20 protein-coding genes are annotated in these 18,804 nt (G+C 67.5%); 9 read left to right on the plus strand and 11 right to left on the minus strand.

The features are described 5' to 3' along the window. Position 1: 1 nt before the first annotated feature. Positions 2-1,555: a murein biosynthesis integral membrane protein MurJ gene (gene murJ / locus J2W23_RS06025; protein WP_307648013.1), complete on the minus strand. Its 1,554-nt coding sequence runs from the start codon at positions 1,553-1,555 to the stop codon at positions 2-4. A gap of 117 nt (positions 1,556-1,672) precedes the next feature. Here murJ and rpsT point away from each other — a divergent pair, with 117 nt between their 5' ends. Further along, the gene (rpsT, locus tag J2W23_RS06030) at positions 1,673-1,987 is read left to right on the plus strand and encodes a 30S ribosomal protein S20 (RefSeq protein WP_007831346.1); all 315 of its coding nucleotides are present in this window, start codon (positions 1,673-1,675) and stop codon (positions 1,985-1,987) included. 124 nt (positions 1,988-2,111) lie between these two features. Here rpsT and J2W23_RS06035 read toward each other — a convergent pair whose 3' ends face one another. After that, complete coding sequence (locus tag J2W23_RS06035) at positions 2,112-2,516, minus strand: DUF3579 domain-containing protein (RefSeq protein WP_176659021.1); 405 nt, start codon at positions 2,514-2,516, stop codon at positions 2,112-2,114. Between the two features lie 160 nt (positions 2,517-2,676). Between J2W23_RS06035 and J2W23_RS06040 the strand changes: the two genes are divergently transcribed. The 8 genes from J2W23_RS06040 to J2W23_RS06075 all read left to right on the plus strand — a co-directional run bounded on the left by J2W23_RS06040 (position 2,677) and on the right by J2W23_RS06075 (position 10,038). Further along, the gene (locus tag J2W23_RS06040) at positions 2,677-3,885 is read left to right on the plus strand and encodes an aspartate aminotransferase family protein (protein ID WP_176658919.1); all 1,209 of its coding nucleotides are present in this window, start codon (positions 2,677-2,679) and stop codon (positions 3,883-3,885) included. Beyond that, entirely contained in the window at positions 3,882-4,817 is a 936-nt protein-coding gene (gene argF / locus J2W23_RS06045; RefSeq protein ID WP_176658920.1) for an ornithine carbamoyltransferase, read from the plus strand. The genes J2W23_RS06040 and argF overlap by 4 nt, the downstream gene beginning before the upstream one ends. 26 nt (positions 4,818-4,843) lie before the next feature. Beyond that, a complete protein-coding gene (locus J2W23_RS06050; protein WP_307648015.1) occupies positions 4,844-5,161 on the plus strand; it encodes a YkgJ family cysteine cluster protein in 318 nt (105 codons plus the stop codon). Between the two features lie 75 nt (positions 5,162-5,236). After that, positions 5,237-5,890 (plus strand): arylformamidase, encoded by a 654-nt coding sequence (kynB, locus tag J2W23_RS06055; protein WP_307648016.1) that lies wholly within the window; start codon positions 5,237-5,239, stop codon positions 5,888-5,890. A 10-nt stretch (positions 5,891-5,900) separates the two neighbouring features. After that, positions 5,901-7,178, plus strand: coding sequence for a kynureninase (gene kynU / locus J2W23_RS06060; RefSeq protein WP_307648017.1), 1,278 nt, complete (start codon positions 5,901-5,903; stop codon positions 7,176-7,178). Between the two features lie 13 nt (positions 7,179-7,191). Next, the gene (locus tag J2W23_RS06065) at positions 7,192-7,677 is read left to right on the plus strand and encodes a hypothetical protein (protein ID WP_307648018.1); all 486 of its coding nucleotides are present in this window, start codon (positions 7,192-7,194) and stop codon (positions 7,675-7,677) included. Positions 7,678-7,693: 16 nt separating this feature from the next. After that, positions 7,694-8,530: a tryptophan 2,3-dioxygenase gene (kynA, locus tag J2W23_RS06070; protein WP_176658925.1), complete on the plus strand. Its 837-nt coding sequence runs from the start codon at positions 7,694-7,696 to the stop codon at positions 8,528-8,530. A gap of 257 nt (positions 8,531-8,787) precedes the next feature. Beyond that, on the plus strand, positions 8,788-10,038 hold the full coding sequence (locus tag J2W23_RS06075) for an SMI1/KNR4 family protein (RefSeq protein WP_307648019.1): 1,251 nt from the start codon (positions 8,788-8,790) through the stop codon (positions 10,036-10,038). Between the two features lie 32 nt (positions 10,039-10,070). On the opposite strand, the gene J2W23_RS06080 is transcribed toward J2W23_RS06075, so the two are convergent. From J2W23_RS06080 to J2W23_RS06120, 9 genes are all read right to left on the minus strand, one after another. After that, positions 10,071-11,255, minus strand: a complete 1,185-nt coding sequence (locus tag J2W23_RS06080) for an FAD-dependent monooxygenase (RefSeq protein ID WP_176658927.1) — start codon at positions 11,253-11,255, stop codon at positions 10,071-10,073. A 5-nt stretch (positions 11,256-11,260) separates the two neighbouring features. Further along, positions 11,261-11,545: a DUF6587 family protein gene (locus J2W23_RS06085; protein WP_176658928.1), complete on the minus strand. Its 285-nt coding sequence runs from the start codon at positions 11,543-11,545 to the stop codon at positions 11,261-11,263. A gap of 34 nt (positions 11,546-11,579) precedes the next feature. Beyond that, entirely contained in the window at positions 11,580-13,475 is a 1,896-nt protein-coding gene (gene feoB / locus J2W23_RS06090; protein WP_307648020.1) for a ferrous iron transporter B, read from the minus strand. After that, positions 13,468-13,776 carry a FeoA family protein gene (locus J2W23_RS06095; RefSeq protein WP_257858508.1) on the minus strand — a complete coding sequence of 103 codons (309 nt, stop codon included), beginning with the start codon at positions 13,774-13,776 and terminating at the stop codon, positions 13,468-13,470. The genes feoB and J2W23_RS06095 overlap by 8 nt, the downstream gene beginning before the upstream one ends. Before the next feature lie 171 nt (positions 13,777-13,947). Next, a complete protein-coding gene (gene efeO, locus J2W23_RS06100; RefSeq protein WP_307648021.1) occupies positions 13,948-14,784 on the minus strand; it encodes an iron uptake system protein EfeO in 837 nt (278 codons plus the stop codon). Positions 14,785-14,831: 47 nt separating this feature from the next. After that, entirely contained in the window at positions 14,832-16,154 is a 1,323-nt protein-coding gene (gene efeB, locus J2W23_RS06105; protein ID WP_307648022.1) for an iron uptake transporter deferrochelatase/peroxidase subunit, read from the minus strand. Between the two features lie 16 nt (positions 16,155-16,170). Continuing rightward, entirely contained in the window at positions 16,171-17,361 is a 1,191-nt protein-coding gene (gene efeO, locus J2W23_RS06110) for an iron uptake system protein EfeO (protein WP_307648023.1), read from the minus strand. Between the two features lie 10 nt (positions 17,362-17,371). Continuing rightward, complete coding sequence (efeU, locus tag J2W23_RS06115) at positions 17,372-18,208, minus strand: iron uptake transporter permease EfeU (protein WP_307648024.1); 837 nt, start codon at positions 18,206-18,208, stop codon at positions 17,372-17,374. Positions 18,209-18,340: 132 nt separating this feature from the next. Next, positions 18,341-18,802: a metallophosphoesterase family protein gene (locus J2W23_RS06120; RefSeq protein ID WP_307648025.1), complete on the minus strand. Its 462-nt coding sequence runs from the start codon at positions 18,800-18,802 to the stop codon at positions 18,341-18,343. Positions 18,803-18,804: the final 2 nt, after the last annotated feature.

The raw sequence follows: 18,804 nt of genomic DNA on the forward strand, positions 1-18,804 counted from the left end.
CTCAACGACGCATGAAACTGCGCAGCCGCACCCCGACCGCCGTCAGGATGGCGAAATAGATCACCGCGGCGCCCGCGACGAGCGCGGCCAGCAGGCCGATGCGATGCAGGGGCTGCGCGCGCAGGCCGATCCAGTCGAACCCGTGCGCGCCCCACACCAGGAAAGCCGCCAGCACCAGCGTGCCGGCCAGCACCTGCAGCACGAACTTGCCCCAGCCGGGTTCCGGCTTGTAGCTGCCACGGCGCACGAGCCCCACCAGCAGCCAGGTTGCATTGACCAGCGCGCCGATGGCGATGGTGAGCGTGAGCGCCGCGTGCTGCAGCACCGGCACCAGGAAGAAATTGAGCACTTGGGTGAAGACGAGCACGCCCACGGCGATCAGCATCGGCGTGCGCGTGTCCTGCTTGGCGTAGTAGCCGGGCGCGAGGATCTTGATGGCCACGATGCCGATGAGGCCCACGCCGTAGCCCATCAGGGCCAGGGTGGTGCGCTTGACGTCCTCGTCGCCGAAGGCGCCGTTGTGGAAGAGCACGGCGACCAGCGGCTGCGCGAAGAGCAGCAGCGCGATGGCGCACGGCGCCGAGAGCAGCACCACGAGGCGCAGGCCCCAGTCGAGCAGGGCCGAATAGCGGGCGTCGTCCTTGGCGGCGCGAGCGCTGGAGAGCTGCGGCATCAGCACCACGCCGAGCGCCACGCCGAGCATCGCGGTGGGGAATTCCATCAGCCGGTCGGCATTGACCACCCAGGTCACGCTGCCGGTCGCCAGGTGCGAGGCGATCTGCGTGTTGATGAGCAGCGAGATCTGCGCGACGCTCACGCCCAGCAGGGCGGGAAGCATCAGCTTCATCACCTTGCGGGTGGTCGGGTCGGTCCAGGCGGCACGCAGCGCCTTGAAGCTCGCCCCGACGCGCGGCATCAGGTTGAGGGCGCGCAGCGCGGGAATCTGCAGCGCCAGTTGCAGCACGCCGCCGACCAGCACGCCCACGCACTGCGCATAGATCGGCTCGATGCCATAGCGCCGGAACAATGGCGCGCCGATCACGATGGAAAAGATCAATGCCAGGTTCAACAGCACCGGCGACGCCGCCGGCACCGCGAACTTGCGCCATGTATTGAGGATGCCGCCCGCCAGCGCCACCAGCGACATGAAGCCGATGTAGGGGAACATCCAGCGCGTCATGACGATGGCTGCGTCGAATCCCTTCAAGCCGCTGGCCATGGCCCAGACCAGCAGCGGCGCGCCGACCACGCCGGCCACGCACAGCACCAGGAGGGTCCAGGTCAGGAGCGTGGCGACGTGGTCGATCAGTTCCTTGGCGCCCTCCTCGCCGCCTTCGGTCTTGCGCGCGGCCAGCACAGGCACGAAGGCCTGGCTGAAGGCGCCTTCGCCGAACACCCGCCGGAACAGGTTGGGGATGCGGAAGGCGACGTTGAAGGCGTCGGTGAGTGCGCTGACGCCGAACACCGAGGCAAAAAGCACGTCGCGCACGAGGCCCGTGATGCGCGAGGCGAGGGTCAGGAGGGAGACGGTGGAGGCGGATTTGAGCAGGGACACGGAGGCGAGTGTAGGGCCCCGAAAGCGCCCGAAATGAGCCGATTCGGAGGAAAAGCCGACCCGGCCTATAATGGAGGGCTTTGCTGCATCATCCTCAGACACCTAAGGAACTAAATCATGGCATCCGCCAAGCCCAAGAAAAAGAACCCGCGCCTCGCCTCCGGCCGTAAGCGCGTCCGCCAGGACACCAAGCTCAACGCTGCGAACACCTCGCTGCGCTCCAAATACCGTACCGCTGTCAAGAACGTCGAAAAGGCTGTTCTGGCTGGCGACAAGACCAAGGCAAGCGAACTGTTCGCGAAGGCCCAGAGCATCGTCGACACCGTCGCCGACAAGGGCATCTTCCACAAGAACAAGGCCGCCCGCGACAAGAGCCGCCTGTCGGCCAAGGTCAAGGCACTCGCCCTCGCGCCTGAAAAGGCCGCCGCCTGACACCTGTCAGGCAAGCCCGGACCGGAATCCTCCAGTCCGCCGTTTGATCGGGGTGCGCTGCAGCAAAGTGTAAAAACCGCCTTCGGGCGGTTTTTTCATGGGCGCTCGGTTTCGGTTGTGCCGGTCAGTCGGCTTTGGGCTGCTCAACGGGAATCACCGGCGCGGCGGGCTCCGACCGCACCACGGCCGCCACGGGCGTCTGGGCAGCTTTCGGCACAGCCGGCGTTGGCGCCGCCGGGCACACCTCGGACACCTGCAGGTCGTTGTCTTTTGCGAAGTTCACGCAGAAGTCCCAGGCCATGGGCTCGGCGTCACGCAGGTCGCGGTTCACGATCACGCATTTGACCCCGTTGATGGTGGTCGGCACACACCACGGCGAATAGCTCAGGTAGCTGCCCGGAAAGGCGCCGCCGGGCCGGAAGGAGCTCATGACGCCCGCCAGCCGCTCGGCCCAATCGCTGGGACGGAAGGTCCGGCCATCACGGGTGATGCCCTGGATGAAGATTTCTTTGGCGGTGGGGGAAATCATCGTTGATTGAGGCGACCGAAACAGGTGCTGCGGTGCAGCAACGGATTCTATCCGGGGCACTTTTTGCATCCTGAAGAGCGGGCATTGCTGTAATGCGGAATCCTCAATGAAGCCGTCAAAACGCACGCCTAGAATCCGCGTTCCCTATCTGGAGAACCCAATGAGCGCTACCGCCCAACCCACCTCGCCCCACGTCATGAACACCTACGGTCGCCTGCCGATCGCACTGTCGCATGGCCAGGGCTGCCGAGTCTGGGACACCACGGGCAAGGCCTACATCGACGGCCTGGGCGGCATCGCCGTCAACACGCTGGGCCATAACCACCCCGAGCTGGTGCCCGCGCTGCAGGACCAGCTGACCAAGCTGATCCACAGCTCCAACTATTACCACGTAACCGGCCAGGAGCAGCTGGCTACCAAGCTGACCGAACTGTCGGGCCTGACCAACGTCTTCTTCTGCTGCACCGGCCTCGAAGCCAACGAGGCGGCCCTGAAGCTGGCGCGCAAGTACGGCCATGACAAGGGCATCGAGCGCCCCGAGATCGTCGTCTACGAAGCCGCCTTCCACGGCCGCAGCATCGCCACGCTGTCGGCCACCGGCAACCCCAAGGTGCAGGCCGGTTTCGGCCCGCTGGTCGAGGGCTTCATCCGCGTGCCGCTGAACGACATCGAGGCCCTGAAGAAGGCCACCGAAGGCAACCCCAACGTGGTGGCCGTGTTCTTCGAAACCATCCAGGGCGAAGGCGGCATCAACCCGATGCGCTGGGAGTACCTGAAGCAAGTGCGCGCCCTCTGCGACGAACGCGACTGGCTCATGATGATCGACGAAGTGCAATGCGGCATGGGCCGCACCGGCAAGTGGTTCGCCCACCAGTGGGCGGGCATCAAGCCCGACGTGATGCCGCTGGCCAAGGGCCTGGGCTCGGGCGTGCCGATCGGCGCCGTCGTGGCCGGCCCCAAGGCCGCCAACATCTTCGGCCCGGGCAACCATGGCACCACCTTCGGCGGCAACCCGCTCGCGATGCGTGCCGGCGTCGAAACCATCCGCATCATGGAAGAGCACAAGCTGCTCGAGAACGCCGCCACCGTGGGCGCCCACCTGAAGGCCGCGCTGGAGCGCGAAATCGGCGGCCTGCCCGGCGTGAAGGAAATCCGCGGCCAGGGCCTGATGCTGGGCATCGAGCTCGACCGCCCCTGCGGCGTGATCCTGAACCGTGCCTGCGACGCCGGCCTGCTGCTGAGCGTGACCGCAGACAAGGTGATCCGCCTGGTGCCCCCGCTCATCCTGAGCATTGCCGAGGCCGACGAGATCGTCGCGATCCTCGCGCCGATCGTCAAAAACTTCCTGTCGGAGCCTGCCGCGCAATGACGACCGCCACGACACAGCCTGCCATCCGCCATTACCTGCAGTTCGCCGACCTCACGGCCGACGAGTACGTCTACCTCTTCGATCGCATGGCGATCATCAAGAAGAAGTTCAAGACGTATGAAAAGCACCAGCCGCTGGTCGACCGCACGCTGGCCATGATCTTCGAGAAGGCCAGCACGCGCACCCGCGTGAGCTTCGAGGCCGGCATGTACCAACTGGGCGGCAGCGTGGTGCACCTGACCACCGGCGACAGCCAGCTGGGCCGCGCCGAGCCCATCGAGGACAGCGCCAAGGTCATCAGCCGCATGGTCGACCTGGTGATGATCCGCACCTACGAGCAAACGAAGATCGATGCCTTCGCCGCGCATTCGCGCGTGCCGGTCATCAACGGCCTCACGAACGAGTTCCACCCCTGCCAGATCCTGGCGGACATCTTCACCTACATCGAGCATCGCGGCTCGATCCAGGGCAAGACCGTGGCCTGGGTGGGCGACGGCAACAACATGGCCAACACCTGGTTGCAGGCGGCCGAGATCCTGGGCTTCACGGTGCACGTGAGCACGCCCAGCGGCTACGAGGTCGACCAGTCGATCGCCGGCATCCGCTCGGGCGACAGCTACAAGGTCTTCAAGGACCCGATGGAAGCCTGCCGCGGCGCCGACCTCGTCACCACCGACGTGTGGACCAGCATGGGCTACGAAGCCGAGAACGAGGCGCGCCGCAAGGCCTTCGCCGACTGGTGCGTCGACGAGGACATGATGCGCATCGCCCAGCCCGGCGCCCTCTTCATGCACTGCCTGCCCGCGCATCGCGGCGAGGAAGTGCAGGCCGAGGTGATCGACGGGCCGCAGTCGGTGGTGTGGGACGAGGCCGAGAACCGCCTCCACGCACAAAAAGCGCTCATGGAGTTCCTGCTGCTCGGCAGGCTCTGAGCATCTGAAGAAGAAGGCGCAGCCGCGTGTCCCATTGCCAGCAATGCGGCGCCTGCTGCGCCAGCTACCGCGTCGACTTCAGCGTGCATGAACTCGACGACAACGGCGGCCGCGTGCCGTCGGGCCTCGCGGTCGAGGTGAACGACACCCTCTGCCGCATGCGCGGCACCGACCACACGCCAATGCGCTGCGCGGCGCTCACCGGCAAGATCGGCCAGGCGGTCGCCTGCGGCATCTACGAATGGCGCCCCAACCCCTGCCACGAGCTGCAGTCCGGCAGCGACGCCTGCGAACGGGCGCGCGCCCGGCACGGCCTCCCTGCCCTCTCGTCTCTACATTTCTGAGCGACAGCATCTGGTCACGCCGTGTGTTGGAAATAACCGACACCACGACCCCTCGCCCGGCGCTAACTTCGCGCCATGCGTTCTCTGCAACCCCAACCCCGCGTCTGGGACATTTCTCCTCCGGTGCATGAAGGCGCGCCGGTGTTTCCCGGCGACACGCCCTACCAGCAGCGCTGGGCCGCGACCATTTCACCGGAGTGCCCGGTCAACGTCAGCGAGATCAAGCTCTCGCCCCACGTCGGCGCACACGCCGATGCGCCGCTGCACTACGACCCCGAGGGCCAGACCATCGGCAACGTCGATCTCACGCCCTTCCTCGGCCCCTGCCGGGTGATCCACGCCATCGCCAAGGGGCCGCTGATCGAGTGGGAGCACATCGCGCATGCCGTCACGAGCGACCTGCCGCCCCGCGTGCTGGTGCGCACCTACGCCATCATGCCCGTCGGACACTGGGACCCGCAGCTCGCGGCCTACGCGCCCGCCACCGTCGAGCGCCTCGCGGCCATGGGCGTGAAGCTCATCGGCATCGACACCGCCAGCATCGATCCGGCCGACAGCAAGACGCTGGAGAGCCACCAACGCATCCGCCGCCTCGACCTGCGCGTGCTCGAGAACCTCGTGCTCGACGCCGTGCCCGAGGGCGACTACGAACTCATCGCGCTGCCGCTCAAGCTGGTCAGCGCCGATGCATCCCCCGTTCGCGCCGTGCTGCGCGATCTTCCCCGCTGAAACCTGCCCCATGACAACCCTTGCAGACTGCCGCGCGCTCGACGCGCAAGACCCGCTGCGCGCCCTGCGCGACCAGTTCACCATCCCTGCCGACGTGCTCTACCTGGACGGCAACTCGCTGGGCGTTTGCCCCAAGGCGGCGCCCGCGCGCATCGCCGAAGTCGTGACCAAGGAATGGGGCGAAGGCCTCATCCGCTCGTGGAACACCGCGAGCTGGTTCGACCTGCCGCAACGCCTGGGGGACAAGGTGGCCCGGCTCATCGGCGCGGCGCCCGGCGAAGTGGTGTGCACCGACAGCACCTCGGTCAATCTCTACAAGGTGCTGTTCGCCGCGCTCTCGCAGCAGAAGGACAGCGGCCGCAAGCTGGTGATCAGCGAACGCAGCAACTTCCCGACCGACCTCTACATCGCCGAGTCGCTGTGCCGCGAACGCGGCTTCACGCTCAAGCTGATCGATGCGAGCGAACTTCCCGCTGTGCTGAATGAAGAAGTGGCCGTGCTGATGCTCACGCACGTCAACTACCGCACCGGCGCCATGCACGACATGAAGGCCATTACCGCCGCCGCGCACGCCGCGGGTGCGCTCACGGTGTGGGACCTCGCGCACAGCGCGGGCGCCGTGCCGGTCGCGCTCAACGACAGCAACGCCGACTACGCGATCGGCTGCGGCTACAAGTACCTGAGCGGCGGCCCCGGCGCGCCGGCCTTCGCCTGGGTCCACACGAAGCACGCGGGCCAGTTCGAGCAGCCGCTGTCGGGCTGGTGGGGCCATGCGGCGCCCTTCGAATTCACGCCGCACTACCGGCCCGCGCCGGGCGTTGGCCGGTATCTCTGCGGCACGCAACCGATCATCGCGCTGGCGGGCCTCGAATGTGGCCTGGACACCGTGCTCGCAGCCGAGGCCTTCAACAAGGACCGGGGCGCGATGGCCGCGCTGCGCGCCAAGTCGCTCGCGCTCACCGATCTCTTCATCCAGCTGGTCGAGGAACGCTGCGCCGGACAAGGCCTCTCGCTCGTCACGCCGCGCGACCACGCCAATCGCGGCTCGCAGGTGTGCCTGAGCCGTGAAGAAGGCGCCTATGCCATCGTGCAGGCGCTGATCGCGCGCGGCGTCATCGGCGACTACCGCGCCGGCGATTCGCAGATGCCCGACATCCTGCGCTTCGGCTTCACACCGCTGTACATCGGCTTCGAAGACGTGTGGAACTCGGTCGAACACCTCGTGCAGGTGCTCGAATCCGGCGAGTGGAAGCGCGAAGAATTCAACCGCAAGAACGCGGTGACCTGAGCAGGGCCTTCCCATGAAACACCCACTGATCGCATTCATAGCGTCGCTCCTGATGCTGGCTTCGCCCGCCTTCGCACAGCAGCCGAACTTCACCCTGCCCCAGCTCAAGGCCTTCGTCGACATGTCTCCCGACGCCTTCCGCCAGGAGATCAAGCGCCAGGGCTTCTCTTACCGCGACAAGACCACCACCGAGTGGGTCAGCATGATCGAGTACGACAAGTTCGCGGGCGACCACACCACCAATGTCATGAAGTCCAGCTATGTGGAGAGCCGCGCCGGCGAGAACAGCATCCAGTTCTCGACGACCGACAAGGCGGTCTTCGATGCGCTCGTCAAGGAAGCTCGCGCAACCGGCTACACACCGGCCGACAAGGGCCGCATCCCGGGCGGCGAGACCTACCAGGAGTTCAAGCGCAAGAACGAGGTCGTGCGCTTCGTCTATCCGAAGAAAGAGTCCGGCATGGGCCGGTCCTCCTACACCGCCGTGGTCTGGCGATGACCGGCCTGCAGACATCATGAGCACCGAAAAAATCGTCCACGAAGAAAACGCGCAGCTGGACTTCAGCAAGTCCATGAGCTACGGCGACTACCTGCATCTCGACGAGATCCTCAACGCCCAGCATCCGCTCTCGCCTGCGCACGACGAAATGCTGTTCATCGTGCAGCACCAGACCAGCGAGCTCTGGATGAAGCTCATGCTGCACGAGCTGCGCGCCGCCACCAGCTGCATCGCCGACGAGAAGCTGGCAGACGCCTTCAAGATGCTCGCGCGGGTCAGCCGCATCATGGAACAGCTGGTGAGCGCATGGACCGTGCTCTCGACCATGACGCCGCCCGAATACACGGCGATGCGCCCCTACCTCGCGAACTCCAGCGGCTTCCAGAGCGCGCAGTACCGCTGCATCGAATTCGCGCTCGGCAACAAGAACGCCGCGATGCTCAAGCCGCATGCGCACCGCGCCGATCTGCTTGCGCAGGTCGAGGCGGCCTACCGTTCGCCATCGCTGTACGACGAGTCGCTGCGCCTCCTGGCGCGCCATGGCCTGCCGGTGCCTGCCGACCGGCTGGAGCGCGACTGGACGCAGCCTTATGAATCGAGCGACGGCGTCGAAGCGGCGTGGCTCACCGTCTACCGCAATCCGCACGATCACTGGGACCTCTACCAGCTCGGCGAAAAGCTCACCGACCTCGAAGACGCCTTCCGTCTCTGGCGCTTTCGCCATGTGACGACGGTCGAACGCGTGATCGGCTTCAAGCGCGGCACTGGCGGCACAGGCGGCGTGAGCTACCTGCGCAAGATGCTCGACGTGGTGCTGTTTCCCGAGATCTGGAAGCTGCGCACCGATCTATGAACGACGCTTGGTTGTTAGACCATCCATAGTCCAACAGATTGTTGGACGACTTCCGCCGGGGGGCCGCGGCCATCTGCTCGGCCACATCGCGTGGATCGGCCAGTTCAATCCGACGCGCAAAGCGCGGCTGATGCGCCTCTTCGAACGCATCGAATGGCCCATCGTCTCGGAATCAGCGGGCTGAACGCTCGCATGTACTGCTTGCCACACCCGCGCAAAGCGCTACATTTTTGACAACAACGACGGAGGCCACTGCCATGCACAACATCCGGTTCTCACCCGACGAGATCTCCACCTTGCGGGCACACGGCGTTGTGCTGTTTGCGGACCGCGTGATCTTCGATGCGCAGCCGCCGATGCCGGCGCAGCAGATCGCAGCCGTGCAGGCCCTGTGCGCCGGACCGATTCCCGAGGCACTGGTCGTGCTGTGGCAAGAGACGGCGGGCGGGCGCCTCGACTACGACCTCGCGCTGCCGATGAACGGCAACATCGAGAGCGTGAGTTGGTCGGAACTCTTCTGGGACGGCAGCGACGGCTACCGCGACCTGCAGGGCTGGATCGAGCACGAGCAGGAACTGGCCGAAGACGCCGCCGTCGAGAACGGCGAACCCTGGAGCGGCAAGCTCACCCACCTGCCCTTCGGCGGCTTCGAGTACCTCGACCGCATCTACACCGTGGTCGAGCCTGGCGAGGCGTACGGCCGGGTCATCGCATGGAAGCAGGGCCTGCCGCCGGCCTGGACGCACGCCTTGCACGAAGACACCCTGAGCACCATCGCGCCGGACCTGCAAGGCGCCTTTGCCGCATTGCACCTCGACGAAGACCCGTTGGCGCCCACGAGCGACTACTTCTCGGGCCAGACCCTGCTGCAGTACCTGGACGACCGCCACCAGGACCACGGGCTGGACCTCGACCTGATGGACAAGCTGGTCACCTTCTACTGCCGCGCCGTGGTCGATTGGCGCACGCCGCTCGCGGATGGCACGCTGCGCCATCATCCGGCGCTCGCGCGCGCGGCGCTGCATCACGCGATCGCAACCGACGATGCGCCGCTGGTGGTCGAGCTGGCGGCGTCGGGCGTGAGCTTCGACGGGCCGCAGCAGGGCAGCGCACTGGCGACCGACGTCGCGCTGAGCCAGAGCGCCTTTGCGGCCGCCGCAGCGCTGGTGCGCGCGGGCGCGCCGGTGGCAGCCGATGCCTTGCGCAACATCGATGGCCAGATCGCGCCCGAACTCACGAGTGCGCTGCTGGCCAATGGCGCCGAGCCGAGCGTGGCTGCCATCGTCAAGTGCGTGGCATGCGGTGCGCCCGCGAGCGCACACCTGATCGCCGACGCCTGCACCGAAGCCGGCATCGACGTGCCGCCCGCCTTTGTCGCGGATCGCGATGCGATGCTGACCGAACTGGAAACGGCGTTGGTGAAAGTGCGCGATGGCTCGCTCGGCCACTACCTCGGGCCGGAAGGCCTGGCGGAACGCATCGAGCACCTGCAGACCTTCAGGCTCTGAAGGCCGGGGCGTTCAACCGCCGCCAGCCGCCGCTAGCCGCCGTACAGCCAGGGCTGATCGAGCAATCGCGCGCCGAGCGCGCGCATCACGAGGTCGCGCCCCAGGCGCACAGGGCCGGTGGCATGAAAGACCTCGCCGTTGCGCCGCGCGCGTGCCTGCACCTGCGCATTGCGCTGCCAGCGTGCTTCGGCGTAGCGCGCGAAGGCTGCGGGCACATCGGCTGCGCCGGCGTCGGCCAGCGCATCGGCCAGCGCGACCGCGTCCTCGATCGCCATGCCTGCGCCCTGCGCGAGGTACGGCACCATCGGATGCGCAGCGTCGCCCACCAGCGCGACACGTTCGTGCGCCATGTCAGCGGCAGAGGTCAACGGCGCGCGGTCGCTGAGCGACCAGGCGCGCCAGCCGGGCATCGCTTCGAGCAGCGCCTGCAGGCCGCCGCCGCTGCGGCCCGTGGCCTGTTGCAGGGCCGCGATGCTGCTGGACTGGTCCCAGTCGCGCGCATCGCCGGCCGGGGCGGATTCGGCGATCACCACCACGTTGAGCCAGTCGCCGCCACGCACCGGGTACGCCACGGCGTGGAGATGCGGGCCCAGCCACACATCGACCTGCTGGCGCCGCAGCGCCGCGGGCAAGTCCGCCTGCAAAGCCAGCGCGCGCCAGGCCGTGTGGCCGGTGACGCGTGGCGGCTCCGCCGCCGAGGCGGTATCGAGTTGACGCCGCACCATGCTCCAGAGCCCATCGGCGCCCACCAGCGCCTCGCCCTCCCAGGCGCGGGCATCGGCGCTCGATACGCACACCAGGTCGTCGCTGGTCTCGACCTGCCTGATCTGCGCGGCAGTCACGAGCGTGCCGGTGCCGCGCGCGCGAACTGCTTCAAGCAGCAGTGCATGCAGGTCGGCTCGGTGTGCGCAGAAATAAGGAGCGCCGTAGCGCTGCTGCATGGCATCGCCCAGCGGCAGGCGGGCCAGCACGGCATCGCTGCCGGCGCTGCGTACCACCAGTGCATCGGGGCGTGCCGCGATCTTCGCGAGGCCCGTGCCCAGGTCCAGTTGTTGAAGGCGCCGCGTGACGTTGGGCCCGAGCTGCACGCCGGCCCCGATCTCGCCGAAGACCGCCGCCTGCTCGAAGACATCGGCGCGATGCCGGCCCCGCGAAAGCGCCAGTGCCGTGGCCAGCCCCCCGATGCCGCCCCCGGCGACGAGGATGTGCGTGGGCATCGGGCTCAGTGGCTGTTCGAGAGGGCGGCCTTGTCGGCTTCGGTGGCGTTGGTGTTGCCGGGTTTCTTGGGCGCGCAGCTGCCGCAGCTATCGCAGGAGCCGCAGCCCGAGGTCTTGGCGAGCGAGGCAGCCAGCTGATTGGCGCGCTCCTGGTCGACCAGGCCGGCGCGCTGCGTGCCGGCGGCCAGCTTGTGAGCCGCGCTGCGCCGCCAGCCCGCGGGCATCCAGCGCCAGACCGCGTAGAACGCGGCCGCTGCGACGATCAATCCGACGATCAGTTGTTGCGTCATTTCTTCTTCAAACCTTTCAGCGTCAGGACCGGTTTTACCCCGCGCCCAGCGCCACTGCAACGTGGTAGGTGATGAAACACGCGAGGTATGCGAGCGCGAACAGGTAGCCCGCCATGATCCACACGTACTTCCACGAAGCCGTCTCGCGCTTCACGGCGGCCAGCGTCGAGATGCACTGCGGCGCGAACACGTACCAGACCAGGAGCGACAGCGCCGTCGCCAGCGACCAGCTGCCCGCAATCAGCGGTTCGAGCGCGCCTGCCACGTCGTCGCCGGTGGCCGAGAGCGCGTACACCGTGCCCAGAGCGCCGACAGCCACTTCGCGCGCCGCCATGCCGGGCACCAGCGCGATCGAGATCTGCCAGTTGAAGCCGATGGGCGCGAAGATGTATTCGAGCCCGCGGCCGATCATGCCGGCCAGGCTGTACTGGATGGCCGGGCCGGTCGCGCCTTCGGGCGGCGACGGGAAGGTCGACAAGAACCACAGCAGGATCGTGAGCGTGAGGATGATCGTGCCCACGCGCTGGATGAAGATCCACGCCCGTTCGTAGAGGCCGAGCGCCAGGTTGCGCAGGTTCGGCCAGCGGTAAGCCGGCAGCTCCATCAGGAGCGGCGAATGCTGCGCGTTGTCGCGAAAGCGCTTCATCACCCAGGCCACGGCCATCGCCGAGACGATGCCGAACACATACAGCGCAAAGAGCACCACGCCCTGCAGATTGAAGATGCCGCCCACGGTGCGCGCCGGAATGAAGGCCGCGATGAGCAGCGCATACACCGGCAGCCGCGCCGAACAGGTCATGAGCGGCGCGATCATGATGGTCGTGATGCGGTCGCGCCAGTTGCTGATGGTGCGCGTGGCCATCACGCCGGGAATGGCGCAGGCGAAGCTGGAGAGCAGCGGAATGAACGAGCGGCCCGACAGGCCCACGGTGCCCATCACGCGGTCGAGCAGGAAGGCCGCGCGCGGCAGGTAGCCCGAGTCTTCGAGCGCGAGGATGAACAGGAACAGGATCAGGATCTGCGGCAGGAACACGATCACGCCGCCCACGCCCGCGATCACGCCGTCGACCAGCAGGCTCTGCAGCATGCCTTCGGGGATGGCTGTCTTGAGCAGGCCGCCGAGCGCCTCGGTGCCGGCCTTGATGGCGTCCATCGGCACGTTGGCCCAGCTGAACACGGCCTGGAACATCAGGAACATCGTGACGGCCAGCACCAGCATTCCCCACACCGGATGCATGACCACGCGGTCGATGCGGTCGCTGGTGGCGAGGCTGCCGACCGGCTCTTTCACCGCGAGGCCGAGGATGCGGCGCACCTCCCGCTGCGTGGCGAGCACGTCGTCCAGGCCCGGCGCCTGCCAGGGCTGCGGCGTGGCGGCGGCCACGGGGGCATCGAGCGCTTCGAGCAGGTTCTTCGCGCCGCCGGTGTGGACGCCGACAGTTTCGATCACCGGCACGCCGAGTTCGCGCGAGAGCACCGGGGTGTCGACCGCGATGCCCTGCTTCTTGGCCATGTCGGTCATGTTGAGCGCCACCACCATCGGCAGGCCGAGCTTCTTGGCCTCGAGCACGAGGCGCAGGTTCAGGCGCAGGTTGGTGGCATCGGTCACGCACACCAGCAGGTCGGGCAGCGCCTCGGCGCTCTGGCCGGTGACGATGTCGCGCGTGACGGCCTCGTCGGCGCTGAGCGCGTTCAGGCTGTAGGCGCCCGGCAGGTCGAGCACGAAGACGCGACGGCCCGAGGGCGTGCGCAGCGTGCCCTCCTTGCGCTCGACGGTCACGCCGGCGTAGTTGGCGACCTTCTGGCGGCTGCCGGTCAGGAGGTTGAAGAGCGCGGTCTTGCCGCAGTTGGGGTTGCCGAGCAGCGCGATGCGCCCCGGCTGGGCGGTGGGGGCGAAGCCGCCGGGTCCCTGGATGACGGCTTCAGCCATGGTTGGCGGCTCCCGGCGTGACGTGGATGAGCGCGGCCTCGTGGCGGCGCAGCGCGAAGGTGGTGTGGCCCAGGCGAACCGCCAGCGGCTCCCGGCCCGGGATGCCGCTCGCGACGATACGCACCGCCTCGCCCGGCACGAAGCCGATTTCGGTCAGGCGCAGCACGAGTTCGCGGTCATCCGCACCCTCGGGGCGCGCCACGTCGAGCACGGTGGCCCACTGGTTGTTCGGAAGCTGGTCGAGGCGCAGGGCGACGGCCGTGGTGTTGGCCGGCGCGGTGCCGAAGTCGTTGGTTCGCACGATGGGGCGGCGCCCTGGAGACCGGGCGCACCTGTAAGCAAAACCTAGATGCTAGCAATTCTCAATCTCGAAAACCTGACCACCCCCTCGAATTTGGGGGCTGCCAGGCCAGAAACACCGCGGAACCGGCTTTGCCGGGCCGCAGGTGCTGCCCCCGGCGAGGGATGGCGCCTAGTTCAGGCCCAGCATCCCGCGCAGTTTCGACAGGTCTTCGGCCAGCGTATTGACCCGCCCGGCCAGCAGCTTGCGGTCGCGCTCGGTGAGCTTGGAGTACGTTTCGAAGCCGCCATCGGCCGTCTTGTACTTGGCCAGCGTGTCGAACACCACCTTGAAATTGGCATCGGCCTTGTCCGAGAACGCCTTGTTCTCCTTCAAGACCAGCGGGCGCAGCAGTTCGACGATCTTGTAGGCGCCCTCGAAGTTGGACTGGAAATCCCACAGGTCGGTGTGGCTGTAGCGGTTTTCCTCGCCGGAAATCTTGGTGGCGGCCACCTCTTCCATCAGCACCGCGGCGCCCCCCACCACCTTCTCGGGCGGAAAGGTCAGCGCGACCAGGCGCTTCTGCAGGTCGAGCACGTCGGCCAGCAGCTTGTCGGCCACGGGGTTCAGGTCCTTGGTGCTCTTCTGCGTCCAGAGGCCGTACTCGATGCGGTGGAAGCCGCCGAAGGCCGGGTCCTTCTCGGCCTTTTCATGGTCGTCCGCGCGCGAGTCGATCGACTTGTCCAGGTCGTTGAAGAGCTCGGCCACCGGCTCGATGCGCTCGTAGCTCGTGCGCGTCGGCGCGTACAGCTTCTTCGCCTTCTCGATGTCGCCGGCCTTCACCGCGGCGGTGAAGGCGCGCGTGTCCGTGGACAGCTTGCGCACGTTCTCGGCCACGTAGATCTTGTAGTCGGAGATCGGTCCGACCAGTTCGAGCGGCGACACGGCGGCCTGCGTGCCGGCGGCATAAAGCCCGGCGAAGCCTGCGATGAAAGTGGCGAGGAAGTGGCGGCGGAACTGCGCGGTCATGGATCTCCTTGGGTCTCGGGGTCGTGAAAAAACTTGGGGGTGGGCCGTCAGGCGGCCAGCAGCGTGCGGCCGAGCCAGTCCTGCTCGTCCTGCACGCCGGGCAGGGTGAAGAAGAAACCGCCGCCGATGGGCTTGATGTATTCCTCGAGCGGCTCGCCATCCAGGCGCGTCTGCACGGCGATGAAGCCTTTTTCGAGGTCGGCCTGGTAGCAGATGAACAAGAGGCCCATCTCCAGCTGGCCCGACTTGGTGACGCCGTTCGAATAGTTGAAGGGCCGGCGCAGGATCAGGTTCGCATCCGAGGCCCGGGTGCGCGGGTTCGCGAGGCGGATGTGCGCGTCCATCGGCGTGGCCTTGCCCTCGGGGTCCTTCGTGTAGTCGGGCACGTCGTGCTCGGTCTTGCCGCCGTCCATCGGCGCGCCGGTGGGCTTCAGGCGGCCCATGATGGCCTCCTGCTCCTGCAGCGGCGTGCGGTCCCAGCGCTCGACGAAGTTGCGGATGATCCGCACCGCCTGGTAGCTGCCGCCCACGGCCCAGGCCGGCTCGTCGCTGCCGGGCTGCACCCACACGATGCCGTCCATGAGCTTGTCGTCGGCCGAGTCGGGGTTGGCCGAACCGTCGCGAAAACCGAGGAAGTTGCGCGCGCTCTCGGCCGGCTTGCCGGGCACCGCCGGAATCGGCGGCACGGAGCCTTCCTGCTTCCAGTGCAGCACCAGCAGGTCGGGCGTGTTCTTGATGATGTCGCGCAGCGCGTGGATGTTGGTGTCGGGCGTGTTGGCGCAGAACTGGATCGACAGGTCGCCGTGGCACAGCGCCGCATCGAGCGCGTCGTTCGGATGGCGCTGCATCTGGTTGAGCCGCACGGGCTTTTTCTTCGCAAGGCCGAAGCGCTCGTCGAACAGCGAGGTGCCGACCGACACCGTCACGGTCAGGCCATCGGGCTGCACCACCGGCCCGAGGATGCCGGAGCCCGCGGGCGGCAGGCGAGGGTCGGGATCGGTCTGCGCGCCGCCCTGCGTGAGAAAGGCGATGCGCTCGGTGAGCGTGCGGAACAGCCGCTCCAGATCGGCGCGGTTCTCGGCCAGCACGTAGAACGAGGCGATCATGCCGGCCGTCGGCCGCGGCGTGACGATGCCGGCCTGGTGCTTGCCGCGGAAGGGCACGCGGTCCTGCGTGTGGGTGCTCTGCGGCGCGTCGGTGACCTGTGCGCCGGCATCGGGACTGTTGGGCGGCCCCGAAGGCGCGGCCTTGGCATGGGCCGAGGCGGCAAGGCCGGCAAAGGCGACGCCGGCGGCGCCGAGCATGCGGCGACGATGCGGCGACTCGGGTTGCCCGGTAGCGGGCGCGGATTCGTTCTTCGACGTGTCCATGGGGTGCTCTCTCAACTCATTCCAGGCCGAGCGCCGCGTTGACCTTGCCGAGTTCCTCGGCCAGTGCGCGCACGGGTTCTGCCAGGCTCTTTCTTTGTGCCTCGTCGAGTGGCGCGGGCTTGAAGCCTTCGCCTTCGCGGTACGGCGCCAGCGCGGCATCGAAGGCCGCGAAGCGTTCGTCCACGCGCTTTTGCAGCGCGGGCGCGGCCTTCACGAGCAGCGGCTGCAGCAGTTCCGAAATCTTCTTCGTGCCCTCGTAGGTGCCTTGCAGGTTCACGAGCTCGGCATGGCCGTAGTGGTCTTCGCCGCCGGCGGGCAGGTTGTCGGCCACGCGGCGCAGCAGTTTCGACGCCGAGCCGGCGAGCCGCTCGGGCGGCATGTCGAGCCCGCGCAGCCGGCCCTGGAGCACGCCGATGTCGGCGACCAGTTGGTCGGCCACGGGCGCGAGGCCCTTGAGGTCGTTCTGGCCGTACAGCGCGTACTCGATGCGGTGGAAGCCGGTGAAGCCCGCATCGGCCTCGCGCTTCTCGAAGTAGTCGGCGCGGGCGTTCAGGCGCGTGTCGAGGTCGGCGAAGAGCTCGGCCATCGGCTCGATGCGCTTGTAGGCCTGGTGCGCCGGCGCGTAGAGCGCCCTCGCCTGCGGCAGGTCGCCCGCCTTGACGGCATCGGCCAAGGCGCGCGCCGCGTCGTCGAGCCCGCCGGCTTCGAGGCGCAGGAACACCTGGTACTCGGCCAGCGCGCCCACGTAGTTGACCAGCGACGGCCGCGCCGCCTCGGCCATCGAGGCCGCCGAAGGCGTGACATGCAGCTTGCCGCGCGGATTGCTCAAGAGGCCGCAGGTGATGGCGAAATCGCCCGGCGAGAGCTTGACCGTCATCGTCTGCGAGAAGCCCGGCGCAATGTTCTCGCGCTCCTCCACCACCATCACGCCGTCGAGAATTTCCCACTCGAGCGCGCGGTTCGACTTGTTGACGATGGTGAAGGTGGTGCGCCCCGCCGGCACGGTGATCTCGTTGGGCTCGCACACGTTGCCCTGGATCGTGACGGTGACCGCGTTGTCGGCCGCCTTGGGCGGCGCCTTGCGCGCAACGCCCGAGGCGTACCAGAAGGCGGCGAGACCGGCGACGACCAGGAGCGCCGAGGCCGCCACCGCGATGCGCATGTGGCCGGAAGAAGATTTGGGTTCAGAAGAAGGAGAGGAAGACATCGGAAAGATTTCAGCGAGCCGCGGCCGCGCGTGGCGCCGGCGCGGCGGCCGAACGCAGGAAGAAGAACAGCGCCACCGCGAGGAAGGCCAGGTAGACGATCACCTCGCCCGTCACCGGCGCGGCCTGGTAGCCCAGGAGGCCCGAAAGCACGGCGCCGGCGGGGCTGTCCATCGGCAGGGTCTCGCTCATGTCGAACACCACCGCCTGCAGGTGGTTCCAGACGCCCGCCTCGTGCAGCTTGCGCAGCACGCTCGCCAGCAGGCCGGCGGCCACCAGCAGGATGAACAGGCCCGTGAAGCGGAAGAAGCGCCGGAGATCAAGCCGCACGCCGCCCGAGTAAAGGCCCCAGCCGATCACGACCGACACCGCGATGCCGGCCAGCGCGCCCACGGGCGCCTCCCAGCCGCTGCTCTGCTGGAACACGGCCAGCAGGAAGAACACCGACTCCAGCCCTTCGCGCGCCACGGCGAGAAACACCATGCCGATGAGCGCCCAGCCCTGCCCGTCCGCGCCGCGGGTGAGCGCCTTGTCGATGGAGGCATGCAGCTCGCCCTTGATGGAACGGGCGGCCTTGCGCATCCAGAACACCATCGAGGTCAGCATGACCACCGCGATCAGCCCGACGACGCCCTCGAACAGCTCCTGCTGCTTCTGCGGAAACTCCGCCGCCAGCAATTGCAGGCCGGCGCCCGTGAACAGCGAGAGGGCGGTGGCCAGCAGCACGCCGACCCACACCGCAGGCATCAAGGCGCCGCGTCCGCTCTGTTTCAGGTAACTGGCAACGATGCCGACGATCAGCGCGGCTTCGATGCCTTCGCGCAGCATGATGAGAAAGGGAATGAGCATCGGCTTCGGAAGTCAGGGCAAAAAATCCCTCCCGAAACGATGCCCCGTTGTGGTGCGCGCTCAGGAAAGAGCGGCCGAGGATAACCCATCAGATGAGATCGATTCTCAACTAAGGGCATTAAAGACGCGCACTTAGCTCGTCAGCTCGACGATGCGTGCCGTGACCGAATCGCCATTGACGATCAGCTCGCCGACGGCGATTGGCAATTTGAATCGGCGCGGACCGGCGCTGCCTGGGTTGATGTAAAGCACCCCGCCCCGCTCTTCGACCTTCGGCTTGTGGGAATGGCCGGAGATCACGACGCGCACACCGGCTGCGGCGGGATCGATATCGATCTGCGAGAGATCGTGGATCGCGTAGACGCGCACGCCGCCGACCTTCAGGAATTGGGTCTCGGCGATGGCCTCGGCCCACGGCTCCCGGTCGTTGTTGCCCCGCACGACCGTCAGCGGCGCGATGGCCGAGAGCGCTTCGAGGATGCCGGCGCCGCCGATGTCCCCGCCGTGCACGATGAAGTCACTGCCCTGCAAGGCGGCCACGGCCTGCGGGCGCAGCAGGCCGTGGGTGTCGGAGATGAGCCCGACGCGGATCAAGC

The sequence above is a fragment of the Variovorax boronicumulans genome, from assembly GCF_030812215.1.
GTDB lineage: Bacteria > Pseudomonadota > Gammaproteobacteria > Burkholderiales > Burkholderiaceae_C > Variovorax > Variovorax boronicumulans_C.